Source organism: Cellulophaga sp. BC115SP (genome assembly GCF_009905545.1).
Classification (GTDB): Bacteria; Bacteroidota; Bacteroidia; order Cytophagales; family Spirosomataceae; genus Flectobacillus; species Flectobacillus rivi.
Genome location: NZ_JAAALB010000030.1, coordinates 28,606 through 48,038, shown reverse-complemented (window position 1 = coordinate 48,038; position 19,433 = coordinate 28,606). Strand labels below are relative to the sequence as shown.

The window sequence follows — 19,433 nt, the reverse complement described above, 5'->3', positions numbered from 1 at the left end:
AAAACCTATTCAAGATGAAAATTTCTTCTTTTTTCCAAGTGAGAAAATACACTTTTTCACTTGCTGCTCTCATATTGTGTTTATTCTCAGAAACCCATGCCCAACAACTCGCTTTTCCTACTGCTGAAGGGGGAGGACGCTTCGCCGTTGGTGGTCGTGGAGGTAGCGTATATGAAGTAACGAACCTCAACGATTCGGGTGTTGGTAGTTTGCGAGATGCCATAAGCCAGCCTAATCGAACTATTATTTTTAAAGTTTCGGGAGAAATAAAATTAAAAAGTAGACTCGTAATCAAACAGAATAATATTACGATTGCAGGTCAAACAGCTCCAGGAGATGGGATTTGTATCACAGGCTATACCCTAAATATCTCGGCATCAGATATTATCGTCCGATATCTTCGTTGTCGTTTTGGCGATGAAAATGCTTCTGAAGATGATGCCATGAATAGTTGGAATGGCCCATATCAAAATATTATTGTCGATCACTGCTCGTTGAGCTGGTCGATAGATGAAACGGGGACATTTTATGGCATTCGAAATTTTACCTTACAATGGTCTATTTTGAGCGAAAGCTTATATAACTCAAAGCATGATAAAGGGATTCATGGTTATGCAGGGATTTGGGGAGGAGCGAATGCTACTTTTCACCATAACCTTTTAGCGCATCATTCTTCACGAAACCCACGATTTGGTGGCGCAAGAAAAGGGTATGTGCCATACGACCCAGCTGATGAACTAGTAGATTATCGCAATAACGTGGTGTATAACTGGGGAAATATCAACTCTTCTTATGGAGGAGAAGGGGGAAAAATCAATATGGTGAACAACTACTACAAGGCAGGACCTGCCACTCCTGGTAGTCTTACAACAAGTTCAGCCTCCAATAAAAGAAATCGTATTTTAAATTATACTAACTTCTATGTAGATGGTACAGACACCACTTGGGGAGGGAAGTTTTACATTGATGGCAACTACGTGGCTGGGTATCCTGATGTGACGGCCGACAACTGGACCAAAGGTGTGCAAAAAGATAGTTACGTCAATGCGGATGCACTAATCAAGGCGGCTCGACAAGAAAAACCTTTTGACACAGCACCCGTTCGTACCCACACTGCCGAAGAGGCATATTTGAGAGTATTGGATAGCGCTGGAGCTATTTTACCACGTCGTGACGCCATAGACCTTCGTATTACTCGTGAAACCCGTACGGGAACTGCTACGTATGAAGGCGCTACTTATGCTTTAGTCACCAGTGCTGGAATTACTCACCCTTCAGGAATTATTGATAGTCCTACCAATGTTGGAGGAATTCCTAAATATGGCAGCAATACCGCTTATACAGATGCTGATAAAGATGGGATGGATGATATTTGGGAATTGGCTAATGGTCTAAATCCTAAAGATGCTACGGATGGAAACAAGATTGCCCCGAACGGCTATACACAACTAGAAAACTTCTTGAATGGTATTAGTAAAGATACAGGAACGGGAGAAATTCTGGGAGGAACAAAAACAGTTGACTTGATGGGATACGACGCAGTGGTAGCACTGGACGGAACAGGTTCTCACAAAACACTCCAAGCCGCAATAGATGCCGCTCCTGTCAATAGTACAGCACCTTTTCGGATTTTTATTAAGAATGGAAAATATCTTGAGAAAGTTAATATTCCTTCTAACAAGCCATTTATTTATTTGATTGGTGAAAGTGCAGCCAAGACTATTATCTCTTGGAATGATTATTCAGGAAAAGCAAATCCCGCAGGTGGAACGTATGGAACAAGTACCTCTGGAACTTTGACGATTAAGTCAGATAACTGTGGGTTGTGGAATTTAACGGTAGAAAATACAACAGGCGACTCTCCACAGGCCTTGGCTATTTCGTTAGAAGGAGACAAAACCGTCGTGAAATCATGTATTTTCCTAGGAGGTCAAGATACAGTACTAAGTAATGGTGACGGAAAGCGTCAGTATTTTAAAGATACTTACATCGATGGAGTGGTTGATTTTATTTTTGGTAGTGCCACCGCCATTTTTGATTCTTGTATCGTATATGCCAAAGACCGTGTCGATAAATTAGCGGGTAGCTATATCACAGCAGCCAATACGCCAACTACTCAAACGTATGGTTATGTGTTTAGAAATACTATTTTGCCTGCTAATAATGGGGTTACTTCCTATGTATTGGGACGTCCTTGGCAAAATGACGCAGGTACAGCCGATGCTGCTAAGAAAGGGAATAAGGTTGTTTTTTTGAATAGTATTTATGGAAATAAAATAGTTAAACCAGAGGGTTGGTCGGTTTGGGATGCTGGAACAAATACGAGTTTGATTACCTATGCCGAGTATAAGCCCAAAGGATTTAATGGTGCTTTGGCAGATGTGAGTAAAAGGGTTTCTTGGTCAAAACAGTTGACAGATGCTCAAGCTTTGGTTTATTATGATAATTCGAAAATATTTGGCACTTGGGATCCTTGTACAATAGCTAATGTTTGTCCAACAACGAAAGGGGAGTTGGTCATGTTAAATTTTAAAGTTATCAAAGGAGCTAATTTATCTACCCCAACGACTTTTACGTGGAATACCGCTTGGAACATGAAAGATATTCAATTCTCAGTATATCGAAGTGTAGATACGAAAACCAATTTTGTCAAAATCAAAGACATTACCAGCACTACTGATACGCTTTGGAATTATACCACCAATGATAATGCTCCAGAGGCAGGAAAAACCTATTACTACGTCATTAAGGCTACTAAAACTGGATTTAAAGAGTTTAATACAGATACTGTTTCGGTAACTTCTTTGCCTACAATCACACTCAACGGAACACCTGCGGATTTTTTACAAGGACTAGGTGCACCATCGGTGGCACAGGTATATACTGTAGCAGGTGAAAATTTACCATCCGCGCTCACCATAACTGTACCTACCAATTTTGAGGTTTCTTTAGATGCAGGAAAAACGTGGAATACCTCGACCGTTTCGCTCAGCCCAACTAGTGGAATTGTAGCAACAACTTCAGTATTAATTAGGCTCAATGCCAAAACAGCAGGGAGCTACACAGGCACTATTACTCATGCGAGTACAGGAGCTATTGCTAAAACCTTACAATTGACTGGTATTACCCAGACAGAAGCATTGGCTTTTTCACAACGATTGGCATTATGGTCTATGAGCATATCCGATGCTGATAGTGCCACTGTTCGTGCCAAAGGGATAACAGTTAGCAAACCTTCCTTAAAAAGATTGTATCTCTCGAACGGCTCGGTGATTCCTGCTTACTCTGCTTTGCATGGTCAAGCTTTTGCACCATCTGCCGATGGTGGAGGCTTATGGACTACCGCAGGTGGTGGCTGGGGCAATAACCTTTACAGAGGTTCGTACGAGCAAATTGTAATTAAATGTAATACTGATTACACACTCAGAGTAGATTCTTTACAACTGAAAACAGCTCTATATGCCGCTGCAACAGGTAAGTTTGCTTTGGTATTTTCAAAAACTGGATTCAAAAATGACTCATCCGAAGCAACTGCTGGTTTATTGGCAGGTATCCCACTTGTTGCAGGAGCTAATGGCAAGTTTACTACGCCAATTATACCCAATGCCGAGCCAAGTTCGACAGTTACTCGCTATCAATTTGCCCTCAATGGTTCCACAGGTATTAATCTGGTAGCAGGAGATTCTCTAACGTTTCGTCTTTATTATAGTACTGGTAGTTCAAGTGCGGGTCGTTATGCCAAAATCAAAGATTTAGAGCTTTTAGGAGTTAGTAAGGCTATTCTAAAACCTGCTATGGCACTGACTCAGGCACTCCAAGATTTTAATTATATGATTGGAATGACCAATGAGCCTCAAAGCTATACCGTAACAGCCGAAAATCTACAAGGTGAAATTCAATTAATTCCTTCTGCTTTTTTTGAATTATCCTTAGACAAAACGACATGGTTTAATGCAGCTTCTGCCTTGAAAATTACGCCAACGAATGGGATGGTTTCAACCAAAGTTTATGTTCGTTTTACGGCAAGTACCGCTGGTAGTTATACAGGAACCATCACGCATAAGGCTACTGGAGTACAAGATATAACGGTAAATTTGAAGGGTATTGTCGCAAAACCTTTGGGTATTGATGAAATAGGCAATCATGCCTTAGTGCTTAGTCCTAATCCAAGTGTCAATGAAGTACAGGTATCGCATCCTGCCGAAAAAGCTGAATTGCGCCTCATCGATTTGCAAGGCAATAGCAAAGTATCTCAATCATTGAATGGACATACTACCACAACAACCCTAAGTTTGCAAGGCTTACCATCTGGCGTGTATCTGGTCGAATGGAGTACTGGTGAAAAAAAAGCTACAAAAAAGCTGGTCAAGGAGTAGTTAGTTTTAGTGCAAAACCTTCAAATAGCGCTCAGATTTTCTGAGGTAGACGAAATAAATATGAAAACAAAGATTTTAATAGGCTTATTACTATTGATGACCTTTTGGTCAACTGCTCAAAAGTATGATTTTGTGGTGGCACAAGATGGTTCTGGGCAATTTCGAACTGTACAAGAAGCATTTAATGCTGTGCCTGATTTTCGTAAAAAACCTACGACGATTTACATCAAAAAGGGGATTTATCAAGAAAAATTAGTGCTTGCTGAATCCAAAGCAATGGTGAAAATCATAGGAGAGAGCCTGACCGAAACGATTATCCAATATGATGATTTTGCCCAAAAGAAAAACATCTTCGGAGAAGAAAAGGGAACTACAGGATCATCAGGGTTTTATGTGTTTGGTAATGAGTTTTCGGCACAGAATATTACTTTCCAAAATACCGCTGGTCCTGTTGGGCAAGCGGTTGCGGTTTGGGTAAAGGGCGATAAGGTACAGTTCAGAAATTGTAGATTTTTAGGTTTTCAAGATACTTTGTACACTTATGGTTACGAAAGTCGACAATATTACTACAATTGCTATATCGAGGGAACAGTCGATTTTATCTTTGGTTCGTCTACAGCTTTATTTGAAAAATGTACTATTTACGCCAAAAATGATGGTTATTACACCGCAGCCTCCACGCCTCAAAACAAAGAATACGGCTACGTTTTTAAGAATTGTACTTTTACAGGTAGTGCACAAGCAAATACATTTTACTTAGGTAGACCCTGGCGACCGTATGCAAAAGTGGTAATCATGGAGTCGGTGCTCGACAAACAAGTAAAACCTGAAGGTTGGAACAATTGGGACAAAGTATCCAATGAAACAACTTCGTATTATGCCGAATACAAAAATACAGGCATTGGTGCTGAAACTTCGAAGCGAGTTAAATGGTCACATCAGCTCACAGAGGAGGATGCCAAAAAATATACCAAAGAAAATATTTTAGGAGGTTGGAAGGTTGATGAATAATTTTACCTGCTTTAAGCTATAGGCTTTATGCTAAAGGTTAACTCATGAAATCATTGAAAGCTTTTTCGCCTAATGCCTATAGCTTATTGCTTAAAGCGTTATAACGCTTTAGTTCCGAATTTTAAAAGAAATGATAAAAGTAGTACCTACACCTTCTTCACTTTGAACTTCAATGGTGCCACCGAGCGCTCTTACCTGTGAGTTCACAATATAAAGCCCAATTCCTTTACTTTCAGAGTTTTCATGAAATCGCTGATATAGACCAAAAATTTTATGTTTGTGTAATTTCAAATTTATGCCTAGCCCGTTATCTTTTATGTATAGCTTCAAATGAGTCGAAGTCATTTTGGTAAATATATTTAACTCAAGAGGTCTTTCTAGGGACTTATATTTGATGGCATTACTAATGAGATTTTGAAAAATAGACTCTATGTAATATTGGTTAAAGTAAACCCATTTTCCTTCTGTGAAATCCTTTCTAATATTATACTCATCTGTAGAATCAATATACAGCAGGGTTTCGAGAGAGTGCTGAAGTTTTTCCTCCAAATCAATCATAGTTTGTGCGATAGTCACCTTGTTTTTGATGACTAAAATATCCAAAAGGTCATTCACTGTAGAATTAAGAATCTGGGTCGATTTTTTAAATTTATCAATTAGGAAATCTAATGTCGGATGCGTAATCATTTCAGGCGTCAGAAAATTGACTACCGCCATGAGATTTGATAAGGGCGCCCGTAAATTATGCGAGACGATGTAAGAAAATTGTTTTAGGTCTTCATTACTTGCGGTGAGTTGCTCGATAAGAGCCTCACGCTCAACCTGATGCTTTTTGATATTCGTAATATCTCTTCCAAGTAAGAAAATGAGGTCTTCCCCCGGTAATTTGGTTGCCGACCACGATATCCATCTAATATCATGATTACTGGTTAGGCACCGAATTTCGAAAGGAGATGTAATATCTCTTTCTTCCAAATCATCCATGATATTTCTTGTAAGGTCTCGATCCTGAACGTGAACGTAGTCATAAAAGGACTTTTCAAGGAGCATACTTTCTTCATAAGCCAAAGAATCCTTGAAGCCTTCATTTACTTGTACAAATTCGCCTGAGGTGTTAACTATCCCAAATAAATCTCGGTTGAAGTTAAAGATATATTTGAGTTGTTCTTCCGAATTACGACGTCTGATTTCATTGCTTAAATGACGACTAATTCCTTCAAACAATTGGATCAGACTTGCGTCTTTTTTGATTTTTTTTAGAGAATAAAAAATCATCCAAATCGTAGTATTTCTTTTGTAAGGTAATGAAACCAAAAAAGCCGATTGAAGACTACCCTCAAGTGTAGTGATTCGTTTCGGACTAGTCTGCAAATGATGAAGGTCTTCAATCCAAATAATGTTATGATGTTTTAGCTTTTGCTTAAAAAAGCTTTCATCAAAATACCATGTTGCAATAGGTAATTGAAAGGATTCAGCATTGAAGCTATTGCTGGCAATTAGTTTGGTCGAGTTAATAAGAGTATCACTCAGCCATATTTCACTATATTCCCAACTAATGTAGTTGCGGATACTTTTTAAACATTCACTTAGCCCATCAATCATGGAGTTTTTTTGATTAAATAGCTCAATAACTTGGGCTACAAAATCACGTTCGCTACGTGCTACTACTTGCTGTGTGATATCGATTACCATAACTTGTACCGCAGGCGTATCTTGATAAATGGTATCATTGGCAAGTATTTCTACATGCATAATTTCCCCGTTTTTCTTCTGATGCCTTACTTGCCAATGCCTAAAAGGGTTGTTCGTAATGATTTCACGCTTGAGCTTTCTGTACCACTCTTTATCTGCTTTTGGACGAATATCTAAGGTGGTCATTCCAATTAATTCTTCATAACCAAAGCCATATTTTTGAACAGCAGCGTTATTTACCTCTAATATTTGAAAACTTTCTGCTTTATAAATCAGCATTGGATAAGGATTGCTGTAAAAAAAAGCTTCCTGTTGCACTTGATTACTTTTAATGAAACCTTTCTGTTTCTTCTTTTGTGTGATATCCACAATAATCCCTAGTGTTCGTATTGGTTTTCCCAATGAATCATATAGAATGTAACCGCGTTCGTTGACCCACAAGTAAGAAGCGTCAGCACGTCTGAATCGATATTCTACTTCCCAATAACGTTTTGGAGAACTCTTTAAGGACTGTTCGATGGCATCTTCTACTCGATAATAATCTTCAGGATGTATATTTCTTTGCCAGAAATAATAATCTGTTGCATATTCAGACTCTTGGTATCCCAGTGAATGATAGAATTTTTTTCCAGAGCGTTTGGCTGTTGAGTGAATTAAGTCAATATCCCATACTGCACCATATTCCAAGTCATCGCTAACAAAATCTTTTAAATCAAAATATCCTCCTGGTTCATTCAACCATTTGAGACAATTGTCAATCACCCTTTTAACGCTTTTTTGACCATATTCTCCTTTGATAAGATAATCCTTGGCTCCATTGATTAGCGCTAAAAGGGTAGTTTGAGGAGACGTAAATTCACAAATAGGAATTATGTGAACGCGATGCTCTTTTAAATCCATTAACTCAAAATGAATATCAAAAGAGTACAGACTTTGTAGTGACAAATCCAAGAAAACTAAATCGATAGGCCTATTGCCAAGTAAATGAAGCTTTGCCTCTTCAACTGTGTGAGCATGAAGAATAGAATGAGTAGGAATGCCTGCTTGTTGTAGAAATGAAACCAATAGAGAGAATTCATTTTCATATTCCTCTACTATCAAAATGGATAACTGGTAACTCATAATACATTGAAGTTTTATCAATGAAATGGGACACTAATAATAATTAAGCTCAAAATAATTTTGTAGCCAAGATATAATTAGTTGAATGCCAGTTAGTAGACATTTATAGTTTGAAGAAGAGCTTCTAGAACTATTATTGGTAAAATAAAAATAACAAAAAATTACACAAGATAAAACGAACTAAGTTAGTGGGCAAAATTAAAATAGTTTTACCCGCTTTAAGCTCTAGGATTTTTACCTAATGCCTACGGCTTACTGCTTAAAGCGTATCAATGAAATTTTATTTTGCATTATAACCTAATAGAATAATGTGTTTTTAATTTAAAAGAGTTTTTCTCAAAAGCTGTACAGGAAGCATACCATTATCGGTTGCTTGGTCATGAAATTTACGAAGTGAAAAGTATTTTCCCTGACGTTTTTTAACGTCTTCCCTTAAAGCTAGCAATTGAAGTTTGCCCAATGAATAAGATAAATACCCCGGGTCAAACGTCCCACGAAGTGCTTCTTCGTAGGCTGGTTTTTCTTCATAATAGCAGTTAGCCATAAAGAATTTAGTACCCTCTTTAACCGACCAGCCAGCGGTATGCTCTTTGATAGATACCACCAAACGGCACAATCTCAACAGAGATTCGGACAGTTGAGCCATTTTGTATTTAGCCATCACCTTGGGGTCTTCCGATTTTCCATAACCTTCTTCAAGCATCATTTGCTCAGTATAGTGTGCCCATCCTTCTACAAAAGCGTAGCTTCCAAATAACTTTCTGGCACGGCTAACTGAGGAGGCATTTAAGTGTAAAAACTGCACATAATGCCCAGGGTATGCCTCGTGGATAGAGATTACCTCAGTTGAATATTTGTTAAATAAGGTTAACCATTCTTCTTTTTGAGCAGTGGTCCATTTGTCTGAAGGTGGAGTTACATAGTAATAGGCCTCAGAAGCTTCGGCTTTTTCGAAAGGTCCTGGTGTATCCATTGCCGCAGTTGCACCCACCATAAACGCAGGTGTTTTAACCACTTTGGCTCTTACTTCTGATGGAATAGTAATAATGCGATGATCAATCAAAAACTGTCTTATTTCCTCACATTTATTTTTTGTAAAAGACACCAAGGAATCAGCTTTGGGATGCTCTTTTTGAATCATTTTAAACACCTCTTGAGGCGTTTTAGTCGAGTCAATAACTTTGGCTGCTTCGGCAAACTCCTGTTGTTCTTCTTTCAGTTTTTTTAACCCTATTTTCAAAATTTCTTCAGGAGTAGTATCCAATAATTCATTATACTGAAGCATTTTGATGTAATTTCTTCTACCGATAGCATATTTTCCATGCGCACGAGGAAGCGTATGTTTTTGCAGATAATCTGCAAAACCTCTCAATGCCCTACTGGCTATTTTAGTAGAATATGCTAAAGAGTCTTTTAGATTTTTTTGATATACCTTTTCAAAAGCCTTTGGAATATCTTTTTCTACATATTCTGCGGTACTTCTAAAAGCATCAATCGAAAGCTCTACCTCTTCTTTGTAATTGATAGAGCTCATATTTTGTTTGGCTGTAACCAAAAAGTTAGGGAGCTGTTTTTCAAAATGAATCACCGCTTTGGCTCGTTGGTCAATACTTGCGTAATTTCTTTTGACGTATGGTGTTAGGTCAATAACGCCTAGGTAGGTCAATGGTCTTTCTGCAATATGAAGCACATTGTATTTGTGAAGAGAGTTTTTGACTTGACTTACAAGAAGATAGTAGTCTATCAAATTATTTTGAGAAAGTTTAGTCGTGTCAAGACTTTCAAATTTTGCTAAGAACTCATTCAAATGAGTGGCTTCCTTGTCAATTCCTTCTTTGCTAAAATCAGGCAACTTCCCATCAAATTGATGGTATCCTTGAGCGACAGCCACTGTAGGGTGCCCCATCAAGTAATTTTCTATAAATTCACTAGATACTTTTTCAAATTTTTGATCTTCTGACTCAAATACTCCGCAACTAGTAAGCAATAAAATCACAAGAGCAAGATGCGTAAGCTTGCTAAAATGCTTCATAATACCCGATGAGTTTAATGACAATTTGTGCAAAATACAGATTTTTGACGCATGATTACGAAAAAAAAACGAAAATTCGTGAAAGATACCCTTTATTAGGCAATTCTAGGTTTGAAGACCCAGTAATTCTGACTAATTTTGCACTCTTTACGAAATCGTAGTAGATTACTATTCATGCAACTATTGCCCCGAAACTAATCTTGGGCAAAATTATCAATCAAGTACAATGCTATCAGAACAAGAAATCCTCCGTCGCCAGAAGCGCGAAGAGTTGATGAGATTGGGAATCGACCCATATCCTGCCGAGATGTTTGAAGTGAACGTAACGGCCGCTGATATTCACAAGAATTACGAGAATAATAAACTAGATTATAAACAGGTCTCAATCGCTGGTCGTCTGATGAGCTTCAGAATTATGGGTAGTGCTTCTTTTGCTGAATTGCAAGATAGTACTGGCCGTGTTCAGTTATACTTTAGACGTGATGATTTGTGCCCTACTGAAGATAAAACTCTTTATAACACTGTATTCAAGAAGTTATTGGATATTGGTGACATCATTGGAATAAATGGTTACGTATTCACTACACAAACTGGTGAAATCTCTATTCACGTAACCGAGTTCAAAATTTTAAATAAATCTCTTCGTCCTCTACCAATCGTAAAACGTGATGACGAAGGAAACGTTTATGATGGATTAACAGATCCTGAAATTCGTTACCGTCAGCGTTATGTGGATTTGATTGTTAATCCGCATATCAAGGATATTTTCTTGAAACGCTCTCGTATTGTTACGACAATGCGTTCGTTGTTTGATTCAAAAGGATGGTTAGAAGTTGAAACTCCAATTTTACAACCTATCCATGGTGGAGCATCAGCACGTCCTTTCAAAACTCACCACAATACATTAGATATGCCTTTGTATATGCGTATTGCTAATGAGTTGTACTTAAAACGCCTTATTGTAGGTGGTTTTGATGGAGTTTATGAGTTTGGAAAAATGTTCCGTAACGAGGGTATGGATCGTACTCACAATCCAGAATTTACTTCTTTGGAGTTTTATGTAGCGTACAAAGATTACAACTGGATGATGAATATTACGGAAGAAATTTTCGAAAAAGTAGCCATTGCTACCAACGGAGATTCTAAAGTACAAGTAGGGGAGAACTTAATCGAGTTTGCAGGTCCTTTCGAGCGTTTGACAATTGCTGGTGCTATTGAAAAATACACAGGAGTAAATGTGGAAGGCATGGACGAAGCTACTTTGCGTCAGCACTGCCAAGAGTGGGGAATCGAAGTGGATGCAACGATGGGTACAGGTAAACTAATTGATGAAGTTTTTGGAGAAAAGGTAGAAGCAAACTTGATTCAGCCAACCTTTATCATCGACTATCCTGTAGAAATGTCGCCATTGACGAAAAAACACCGTAGCAAACCAGGCTTAGTAGAACGCTTTGAGTTGTTCGTAAACGGTAAAGAAGTTGCTAATGCTTATTCTGAATTAAATGATCCTATTGACCAACGTGAGCGTTTTGAAGAGCAATTGCGTTTGGCTGAACGTGGTGATGAAGAAGCCATGGTGATGGATGAGGATTTCTTGCGTTCTTTGGAATATGGTATGCCTCCAACAGCAGGTATTGGTATCGGTATCGACCGTTTGACGATGTTAATGACTAATCAAACTACGATTCAGGAAGTATTATTCTTCCCTCAGATGCGTCCAGAGAAGAAAGCAGAAGTATCTACTGAAGCTGAATACGAAGCCATTGGTGTTCCAACGGATTGGATTCCAGTATTGCAAAAAATGGGCTTCATGACGGTTGCTGCTTTGAAAGAAGCGAATCCAAACAAAGTATTCAATGATTTGGGTGGTATGCGCAAAAAGATGAAATTAACAATTGCTATTCCAACCAAAGATGAAGTATTGAAGTGGTTTGAGTAAATGAGCTACGCTTGACAAAGCCCAAACTTTGTCAAGCGTTATATAAACAACAAAAAAGCTGAATTTTGATTTGACTCAAAATTCAGCTTTTTTAATTTGTAACGATAAACGTTTAAAGATTTATCATTACTGACAACTCAGTACTTATTATGATAATTTTCTAACATTCACCGCGTTCAATCCTTTTTTACCATCTGTAGTTTCGTAAGAAACAGAGTCGTTTTCACGGATTACTGCACCACCAAGGCCAGTTACGTGTACGAAGATTTCTTGGTTTGTTTCATCGTCTACGATAAAACCAAATCCTTTAGATTCGTTGAAAAATTTTACTTTACCAGTTTGCATAAAAAAAATAAATAAAAATATAAAAAATAAAAAAGTGCTAATGCTGACTTTTGCTTAAAACAAAGCCTTCACATGAAAAATCCCAGCTTATGGAGTCTGGGATTCTATAAGACCATATATAGCTTGAATGTTTATGCCTTGATTTTCTGAAGTTGTTCTGTCTGAAAACTAACGACAAATGACCAACGACAAGAGACGCAAACTATCTAATTTTCTTCACATTAACGGCGTTTAAGCCTTGCTTTCCTTCTATAGTCTCGAATGAAACCTTGTCATCTTGACGGATTTGTGTACCACCTAATCCAGTTACGTGAACAAAAATTTCCTGTGCAGTTTCATCATCTACGATAAAACCAAATCCTTTACTTTCGTTAAAGAATTTTACTGTACCTGTTTGCATGATTAAAAAAAATAAAAATTGATAATAAAAAACTCCAGCAAGCCTTCAAAGGCTCACATTAAATAGTTCGAAAAAAACTAACAGTAAGTTTTTAAGTTCTTGATAATCACAGAGGGACAATACTAGAAGGAATTGTAAACTCTTGAAAACTGGTAACTTTTGGACTTCGGAGATCGTATAATTAAGAACTATTATTTATCAAATGTAGGTATAATTTTATACAATCCAACTTTTAGCATTCTTTTTTTTTGAAAATGAGTAAAAATACCTGATATTTAGATTAGAAAAGTTATATTTTCTATGGTAATGTTAAAATATTAAGTCCCTAAAATGCTATTGATTTATCAACAATTTTACCTAAAAAAGATGTTGTAGTACTCTAAGTGTCTCATTTACAAATTGTTTGTACTTATAAGTTTTGTACAAAAAGCATACTAAGCTTAGCAGATTTTCGTATATTTGTTCATGAATAGATTTGAAGTCTATCATCAACAAAACCTTATCAAACTATTGATTAAATAATCCCTAATTTACTACCATGCTAAAATTCAAGTACTTTGTTGAACAACACGTGTTTGGTGTGTGCACACGAATAGGCGAAAAATTTGGTATTGCTACTGGGAGTATTCGCTTGTACTTTATTTACACGACTTTTCTAACAATGGGTTCACCCATCATTATCTATTTGATATTGGCTTTTTGGATGAACATTCGCAAATACCTTCGCCAAAGAAATCACCCTACGGTTTGGGAATTATAGGGATTTTGGTAAATCGCTAAATTTCTTGATACCATTCAAAAAATGCGCTTTTACGATAGAATTGGGATGTATGTACTTGTATCCATTCTTTCGTATGAGTGCTTTTCTTTTTTTATGCCAACTCCCAAAATTTGCATAAAAGTTGAAATGCGCCTTGATTACTGCCAAACAATCTTGCCAGCCACCATCTGCCAAAAACTTTACTCCTGCAATACCATCGAGCACCAATCGCATGAAAATATTCAGCCATAGATGTTGTGGTGGGTGATTTTTGTAAAGAAGTGCTAAGCCGTTACGGAAGTTAAGATACGTTTTTCTTGGGTTAGATTTATGTAACGTACCACCGCCTACATGATAAACAGTAGACTCAGCCGAGTAAAAAACCTTATAGCCTGCTAGGTGTATACGCCAACAAAGGTCGATTTCTTCCATGTGAGCAAAAAAGTCACCATCAAAGCCTCCCACTTCATGAAAAGTAGAAGCACGAACAAACATACAAGCGCCCGTAGCCCAAAATACCTCACGAGTATCGTTGTATTGACCGTGGTCGATTTCTAGATTATTAAAGATTCTTCCTCTACAAAAAGGGTATCCTAAGAAATCAATGAAACCACCAGCGGCACCCGCATATTCAAAGGTATCTTTCTTGTTGAAATCTAAGAGTTTGGGTTGGCAAGCAGCAATAGAGTCGTCCGAATCCATGAGCGTGATAATAGGCTCAATCCAGTTGTCGCATACTTCCACATCCGAATTAAGCAAGATGTAATATTCAGACTCAACTTGTGCTAGGGCTTCGTTATAACCTTGTGCATAACCATGATTTTCAGTTAGTTCGATTAGTCGAACACTAGGAAACATCGTTTTGAGAAGAGCAATAGATTGGTCTTTGGAAGCATTATCGGCTACAATAATTTCTGCTAATGGTGAATGAGAAATTACAGATGGTAGAAATTGTTTCAGAAACTTTTCTCCATTGTAATTTAAAATAACAACTGCAACTTTTTTCATTATAGTGGTGAATCAAAATTAAAACTGAACTTACCATTAGCAGTACCTATAGTACCATGCAGGAAATATTTTACAAAGTTGCAATAAGATTTTTTCTGAAACAAAAACTAATCTTTGAAAAGTCTAAATCATTTTACCAATTGCTTTTGAGTGGGAGAGGGTTTGATACATTGGCAGTGTGTGATTAACTGAAAGACGCATGAAATACTTATATTTGCAAGCTTAAAGGTTGAGTATGTGTACCGATTTGATGACAGGCACTAGATTTTGTCACATTTTGTATCAATAAATCGTATTGAATTTCCTATTTTTAGGCATACTCTATGGCTAGCAGGCTGAGAGAAATTTCTCAAAACCTTTTCTAATTTGATTATAGCTGTTGCTACCCAAACACTAAAACTTCAAACTAAATGTCTAAAAACACTATTTTTCGTAAAAAAAACATTCAGAGTGTACTGAGCCAAAGTAAAGACGGTCATTCGTCGGGCTTAGTAAAAGTACTTGGCGTAAGAGATTTGACCTCCTTTGGTATAGCGGCAATTATCGGTGCAGGAATTTTTAGTACTATTGGTAGAGCAAGCTTTGAAGGTGGGCCAGCGGTATCGCTACTTTTTGTTTTTGTTTCGATAGCCTGCGTATTTACAGCGCTTTGTTATGCACAATTTGCCTCTATGGTACCTGTATCGGGTAGTGCTTATACGTATGCTTATGTGTCTTTCGGAGAAATATTTGCTTGGATTATTGGTTGGGCTTTGATTTTGGAATATGCTGTTTCGAACATGGTCGTAGCCATCTCTTGGTCTGAATATTTTGTGGGGATGCTAACAGGTTTTGGGATTCATTTTCCTGATTATCTGACCATCGACTATGGAACAGCCAGTAAAGCATTTGCGGCTATTCAACGTGGCGAGCAAGCAACCGATGTAATGAAAGTGGCTGCTGCGGCGTATGAACACGCTCCAACGATTTTTGGAAATGCAAAATTATTGATTGATTTACCTGCGGGAGTAATCACTATTCTTGTGACAGGTTTGGTATATATTGGTATTAAAGAATCACGTACAGCGAGTAATGCTTTGGTTGTGTTGAAGTTGTTGGTGATTTTCTTAGTAATTATTCTTGGGGCATTTTATGTAAAACCAGAGAACTGGTCACCATTTGCCCCTAATGGTGTGCAGGGTGTTTTGGGAGGTGTAGCTTCTGTGTTTTTTGCTTTTATTGGATTTGACTCTATCTCGACAACGGCTGAAGAATGTCGTGACCCACAAAGAGACTTGCCACGTGCAATGATTTACTGTTTGATTATTTGTACGGTGCTTTATGTTGCGATTACCTTGGTTTTGACAGGTATGGTAAATTACACAGAATTGAAAGTAGATGATCCTTTGGCGTATGTATTCCAAAAAATTGGCTTTGATTTTATTGCAGGTGTGATTTCAGTTTCTGCTGTAGTAGCTATCACAAGTGCCTTATTGGTATATCAAATGGGGCAACCACGTATCTGGATGTCGATGAGTCGTGATGGATTGTTGTGGAAGAAATTCTCTGAAATTCATCCAAAATTCAAGACTCCAGGCTTTGCGACCATCATGACAGGTTTGGTTGTGGCGATTCCATCTTTGTTTATGGATATGGGATTTTTTGTGGACTTGACTAGTGTAGGTACTTTCTTTGCGTTTATTTTGGTTTGTGGCGGTATTCTGTATTTGGATTACCAAGGCTTGTCGAAGGATGCTACCTTTAAAGTACCTTATATCAATGGTAAGTATGTTGTAGCTACGTTGTTTATTATTGGATTTGGCTATGCTATCTCGCAAGGAACTTTTGTGGAGCATTTACAAGAAAAACCACTTTTGGCTGTATTCTGGCTGGTTTGGATTGTATTATCAATTATGGCTTTCAGATTGAATTTTTCATTGCTACCTGTACTTGGTATTTTAACAAACCTTTATTTAATGACTGAGTTAGGGGTTACCAACTGGGCTATCTTTATTATTTGGTTGATTATCGGTCTTGTGATTTATTTTGGATATGGTTATCGTAATAGTAAGCTTGCCAAATAAATAACAAGCTGTTAATGGTATATGAGTTATTTGTTAATAGTGTATCAGTTATTAGAATGTGCTCATAGTCAAGAGGCTATCATCAAATTGCACCTCAGATATACTATTGACTACCCAAATATGATTCATTTCGAATGGAGTGAATATCTTTTAAATTTACTGATTAGTCATCTAATATATTAATATCAAAAAGGCGGTCGAAAATTGTTTTTCGACCGCCTTTTTGATATTATATTTCGGAATGATCCCTCTTTTGACGCAAAGCATTGCGTCTCTACTAGTGAAAATGTATTTTAAATAATCACTAAATCACCATTCACTAAAATTTTAACTAGTCATTACTTCTACGTCCCGAAAGCATATTTAAGTAATATAATAATTGTGCTAACATACCAATTGCCGCAACGACATAAGTCAAGGCTGCCCATTTGAGGGCGTCCTTAGCCATTTCGTGTTCTCTTGGAGTTACTATATTTCTCTGTTGCATCCATTTGATTGCACGATTACTTGCGTCAAATTCAACAGGTAATGTAATAAAACTAAAGATAGTTGCTACTGCAAAAAGTGCTACGCCAATGGTTAACAATAACTTGCTACCTGTTGAGTACATAATCATTACGCCAATCATCAATAGCATGGGAGTAAAGTTATTGGCAATACTCAATACTGGCACCATGGAGCTACGAAATTGTAACATCGAATAGGCAGTGGCATGTTGTACCGCATGTCCGCACTCGTGAGCGGCAACAGCTGCTGAGGCTGCGCTGCGTCCATAATATACATCTGGGCTTAGATTGACCGTTTTGTCTGCTGGATTATAATGGTCAGTGAGTTGTCCTTCTACCGATAAAACTCTGACATCATAAATGCCATTGTCTTGTAGCATTTTTTCCGCTACTTCACGCCCTGAAAGCCCATTGGCAAGACCAATTTGAGAATATTCATTGAATTTACTCTTCAGTTGCCAACTAACTAACATGCCAATCCCACCAAAAATCAGGGAAATTAACCAAATTCCTGTCATAGTCTTGTTTGTTAAATGGTTTTTTAAAATGGTAAACTAATAGCTCTTTGGCTATCGACTTTCAGCTTTGGGAGTATCATTTGCTGAATAACGGGTTATTTTGACTACCCGATGAACCCCTGATTAAAGCTGTTTAATTTTCTGTATTAAAGAGGTAGTTGAATATCCTTCTACCAACGAAATGGTTTTTACCTCTCCTCCTTTAGCTAAAACAAAATCTGAGCCAACGATATTTTCAACGGTATAATCGTCTCCTTTGACCAAAATGTCAGGTTTTACCTGTTCAATAACCTGTAAAGGTGTCGGTTCGTCGAACAAAATGACAGTATCTACAAATTCAAAAGCCGCCATCATGCGAGAGCGAGCATATTCATTTACAACAGGGCGAGTAGGACCTTTCAAACGATTTACCGAAGCATCAGTATTGAGTCCTAACACCAACTTGTCGCCTAACTTTCTCGCTTTTTCCAGATAATCAATATGCCCAAGGTGAACTATATCAAAGCACCCATTAGTAAAAACGATTTTTTTTCCTTCAGATTGCCATTTTTCTACTTGATTGATGGCTTGTTCTAGCGTACAGATTTTATCTTGAGTCATCAGGTTGTATTTGCTTAAATTTGAAAATATGTCAAGGTTGTGAAGATTAACTTTCTTTTTTACTTGACTTTGAGGTTAAAAATAAGGTAGTCAAAAAGCTAAGAGCGCCCAACAACAACAAGGCAACCATTTGTGAACCATGAATGAAGGTAGCTAGGATGATACCATTTTTTTGTTCTAAACCATACAATACAAGTGCATTACCAACCAAGAAGTGATATGGTCCAATACCTCCCTGTGTAGGAGCTGCCATGCCAAATGTTCCCATAGTTAGGACAGTCAAACCTGCCAACATGCTCAAATGAGAGGTTTCAGGAATGGCAAAAAATAATACATACGCCGAGAAATAATACATTACCCAAATAAGAAGCGTATAGAAAATGAAAAGCCCTGGTTTTTGCATTTTTCCAATACTTAACAAACCGTCCAACAAGCCATTAATCAAACCAACAATTTTGCCTAAAACTGGATGCTCTGCTAATTTGGCTTGGTATTTTTTGAAAAGCCAAATACCTGCCACGCCACCAACAGTTGCTACGACCAATAGAACAACAATAAGCGTTACCTTTGAAGCAAATTGCTCCATAAAGAAATCTTTGAGCTTCGTGAATTCTAGGGCAAGGTTTAACAGAAAAATCACTAATAACATCACTAAGTCAAAAATACGCTCAGTAACTACCGTTCCAAAAGATTTTTCTATGGGAATATCGTCTGTTTTCTGTAAGGTTCCACAACGGGTTACTTCTCCCATGCGTGGAATAATATAGTTGGCAAAATAACCCGTAAGCACTGCCAAGGTAGTACGAAAAGTAGAAGGCTTGTAACCCAAAGGTTCCATCAAGAGTTTCCATCTTATCGCACGAGAGATATGAGCTACTAAGCCCAAAATTCCTGATAAAATAATCCACCAGTAGTTAGCTTTAGCAAACTGATGAAGCATATCAGCAATATTGATGTCTTTAAAAACAAACCACATCAAGCATCCCGCTAGTCCTAAAGAGATAACATATTTAAGTATATTTTTCATGAAATAAATGTTGATAAGTGAAAAGATGTTATTG

Annotated in this window: 13 protein-coding genes; 5 read left to right on the top strand and 8 right to left on the bottom strand. The window is 37.5% G+C overall.

From position 1 onward, the window contains the following. The first annotated feature begins 14 nt into the window (after nt 1-14). Nucleotides 15-4,376: a pectinesterase family protein gene (locus GVN22_RS18860; protein ID WP_166552565.1), complete on the top strand. Its 4,362-nt coding sequence runs from the start codon at nt 15-17 to the stop codon at nt 4,374-4,376. 60 nt (nt 4,377-4,436) lie between these two features. Beyond that, complete coding sequence (locus tag GVN22_RS18855; RefSeq protein ID WP_166552564.1) at nt 4,437-5,387, top strand: pectinesterase family protein; 951 nt, start codon at nt 4,437-4,439, stop codon at nt 5,385-5,387. Nucleotides 5,388-5,495: 108 nt separating this feature from the next. On the opposite strand, the gene GVN22_RS18850 is transcribed toward GVN22_RS18855, so the two are convergent. Next, on the bottom strand, nt 5,496-8,201 hold the full coding sequence (locus GVN22_RS18850) for a PAS domain S-box protein (RefSeq protein WP_166552563.1): 2,706 nt from the start codon (nt 8,199-8,201) through the stop codon (nt 5,496-5,498). Between the two features lie 316 nt (nt 8,202-8,517). After that, nucleotides 8,518-10,233 (bottom strand): DUF885 domain-containing protein, encoded by a 1,716-nt coding sequence (locus tag GVN22_RS18845; RefSeq protein ID WP_166552562.1) that lies wholly within the window; start codon nt 10,231-10,233, stop codon nt 8,518-8,520. A 226-nt stretch (nt 10,234-10,459) separates the two neighbouring features. Between GVN22_RS18845 and lysS the strand changes: the two genes are divergently transcribed. Further along, complete coding sequence (gene lysS, locus GVN22_RS18840; RefSeq protein ID WP_166552561.1) at nt 10,460-12,172, top strand: lysine--tRNA ligase; 1,713 nt, start codon at nt 10,460-10,462, stop codon at nt 12,170-12,172. 147 nt (nt 12,173-12,319) lie between these two features. On the opposite strand, the gene GVN22_RS18835 is transcribed toward lysS, so the two are convergent. Next, nucleotides 12,320-12,517, bottom strand: a complete 198-nt coding sequence (locus GVN22_RS18835) for a cold-shock protein (protein WP_166552560.1) — start codon at nt 12,515-12,517, stop codon at nt 12,320-12,322. Between the two features lie 202 nt (nt 12,518-12,719). Further along, nucleotides 12,720-12,917, bottom strand: coding sequence for a cold-shock protein (locus GVN22_RS18830; protein WP_095166461.1), 198 nt, complete (start codon nt 12,915-12,917; stop codon nt 12,720-12,722). A 538-nt stretch (nt 12,918-13,455) separates the two neighbouring features. On the opposite strand from GVN22_RS18830, the gene GVN22_RS18825 reads away from it, so the two are divergent. Then, nucleotides 13,456-13,677 (top strand): PspC domain-containing protein, encoded by a 222-nt coding sequence (locus GVN22_RS18825; RefSeq protein WP_166552559.1) that lies wholly within the window; start codon nt 13,456-13,458, stop codon nt 13,675-13,677. Here the strand turns inward: GVN22_RS18825 and GVN22_RS18820 are convergent. Next, complete coding sequence (locus GVN22_RS18820) at nt 13,672-14,685, bottom strand: glycosyltransferase family 2 protein (protein ID WP_166552558.1); 1,014 nt, start codon at nt 14,683-14,685, stop codon at nt 13,672-13,674. The genes GVN22_RS18825 and GVN22_RS18820 overlap by 6 nt on opposite strands. 410 nt (nt 14,686-15,095) lie before the next feature. Here GVN22_RS18820 and GVN22_RS18815 point away from each other — a divergent pair, with 410 nt between their 5' ends. Beyond that, nucleotides 15,096-16,748, top strand: coding sequence for an amino acid permease (locus GVN22_RS18815; RefSeq protein WP_166552557.1), 1,653 nt, complete (start codon nt 15,096-15,098; stop codon nt 16,746-16,748). Between the two features lie 331 nt (nt 16,749-17,079). On the opposite strand, the gene GVN22_RS18810 is transcribed toward GVN22_RS18815, so the two are convergent. The 3 genes from GVN22_RS18810 to GVN22_RS18800 all read right to left on the bottom strand — a co-directional run bounded on the left by GVN22_RS18810 (nt 17,080) and on the right by GVN22_RS18800 (nt 19,399). Next, nucleotides 17,080-17,772, bottom strand: a complete 693-nt coding sequence (locus GVN22_RS18810) for a zinc metallopeptidase (RefSeq protein ID WP_095166469.1) — start codon at nt 17,770-17,772, stop codon at nt 17,080-17,082. Between the two features lie 123 nt (nt 17,773-17,895). Continuing rightward, nucleotides 17,896-18,372: a D-glycero-beta-D-manno-heptose 1-phosphate adenylyltransferase gene (rfaE2, locus tag GVN22_RS18805; protein WP_166552556.1), complete on the bottom strand. Its 477-nt coding sequence runs from the start codon at nt 18,370-18,372 to the stop codon at nt 17,896-17,898. Between the two features lie 46 nt (nt 18,373-18,418). Next, nucleotides 18,419-19,399, bottom strand: a complete 981-nt coding sequence (locus tag GVN22_RS18800; RefSeq protein ID WP_166552555.1) for a lysylphosphatidylglycerol synthase transmembrane domain-containing protein — start codon at nt 19,397-19,399, stop codon at nt 18,419-18,421. Nucleotides 19,400-19,433 lie beyond the last annotated feature (34 nt).

Excerpts from the sequence above, each read along its gene's own strand:
- GVN22_RS18820 (WP_166552558.1), bottom strand. The coding sequence starts at position 14,685 with ATGAAAAAAGTTGCAGTTGTTATTTTAAATTACAATGGAGAAAAGTTT.
- GVN22_RS18860 (WP_166552565.1), top strand. The coding sequence starts at position 15 with ATGAAAATTTCTTCTTTTTTCCAAGTGAGAAAATACACTTTTTCACTT.
- GVN22_RS18850 (WP_166552563.1), bottom strand. The coding sequence starts at position 8,201 with ATGAGTTACCAGTTATCCATTTTGATAGTAGAGGAATATGAAAATGAA.
- GVN22_RS18830 (WP_095166461.1), bottom strand. The coding sequence starts at position 12,917 with ATGCAAACAGGTACAGTAAAATTCTTTAACGAAAGTAAAGGATTTGGT.
- GVN22_RS18855 (WP_166552564.1), top strand. The coding sequence starts at position 4,437 with ATGAAAACAAAGATTTTAATAGGCTTATTACTATTGATGACCTTTTGG.
- rfaE2 (WP_166552556.1), bottom strand. The coding sequence starts at position 18,372 with ATGACTCAAGATAAAATCTGTACGCTAGAACAAGCCATCAATCAAGTA.
- GVN22_RS18815 (WP_166552557.1), top strand. The coding sequence starts at position 15,096 with ATGTCTAAAAACACTATTTTTCGTAAAAAAAACATTCAGAGTGTACTG.
- GVN22_RS18845 (WP_166552562.1), bottom strand. The coding sequence starts at position 10,233 with ATGAAGCATTTTAGCAAGCTTACGCATCTTGCTCTTGTGATTTTATTG.
- GVN22_RS18800 (WP_166552555.1), bottom strand. The coding sequence starts at position 19,399 with ATGAAAAATATACTTAAATATGTTATCTCTTTAGGACTAGCGGGATGC.
- GVN22_RS18835 (WP_166552560.1), bottom strand. The coding sequence starts at position 12,517 with ATGCAAACTGGTAAAGTAAAATTTTTCAACGAATCTAAAGGATTTGGT.
- GVN22_RS18810 (WP_095166469.1), bottom strand. The coding sequence starts at position 17,772 with ATGACAGGAATTTGGTTAATTTCCCTGATTTTTGGTGGGATTGGCATG.
- lysS (WP_166552561.1), top strand. The coding sequence starts at position 10,460 with ATGCTATCAGAACAAGAAATCCTCCGTCGCCAGAAGCGCGAAGAGTTG.
- GVN22_RS18825 (WP_166552559.1), top strand. The coding sequence starts at position 13,456 with ATGCTAAAATTCAAGTACTTTGTTGAACAACACGTGTTTGGTGTGTGC.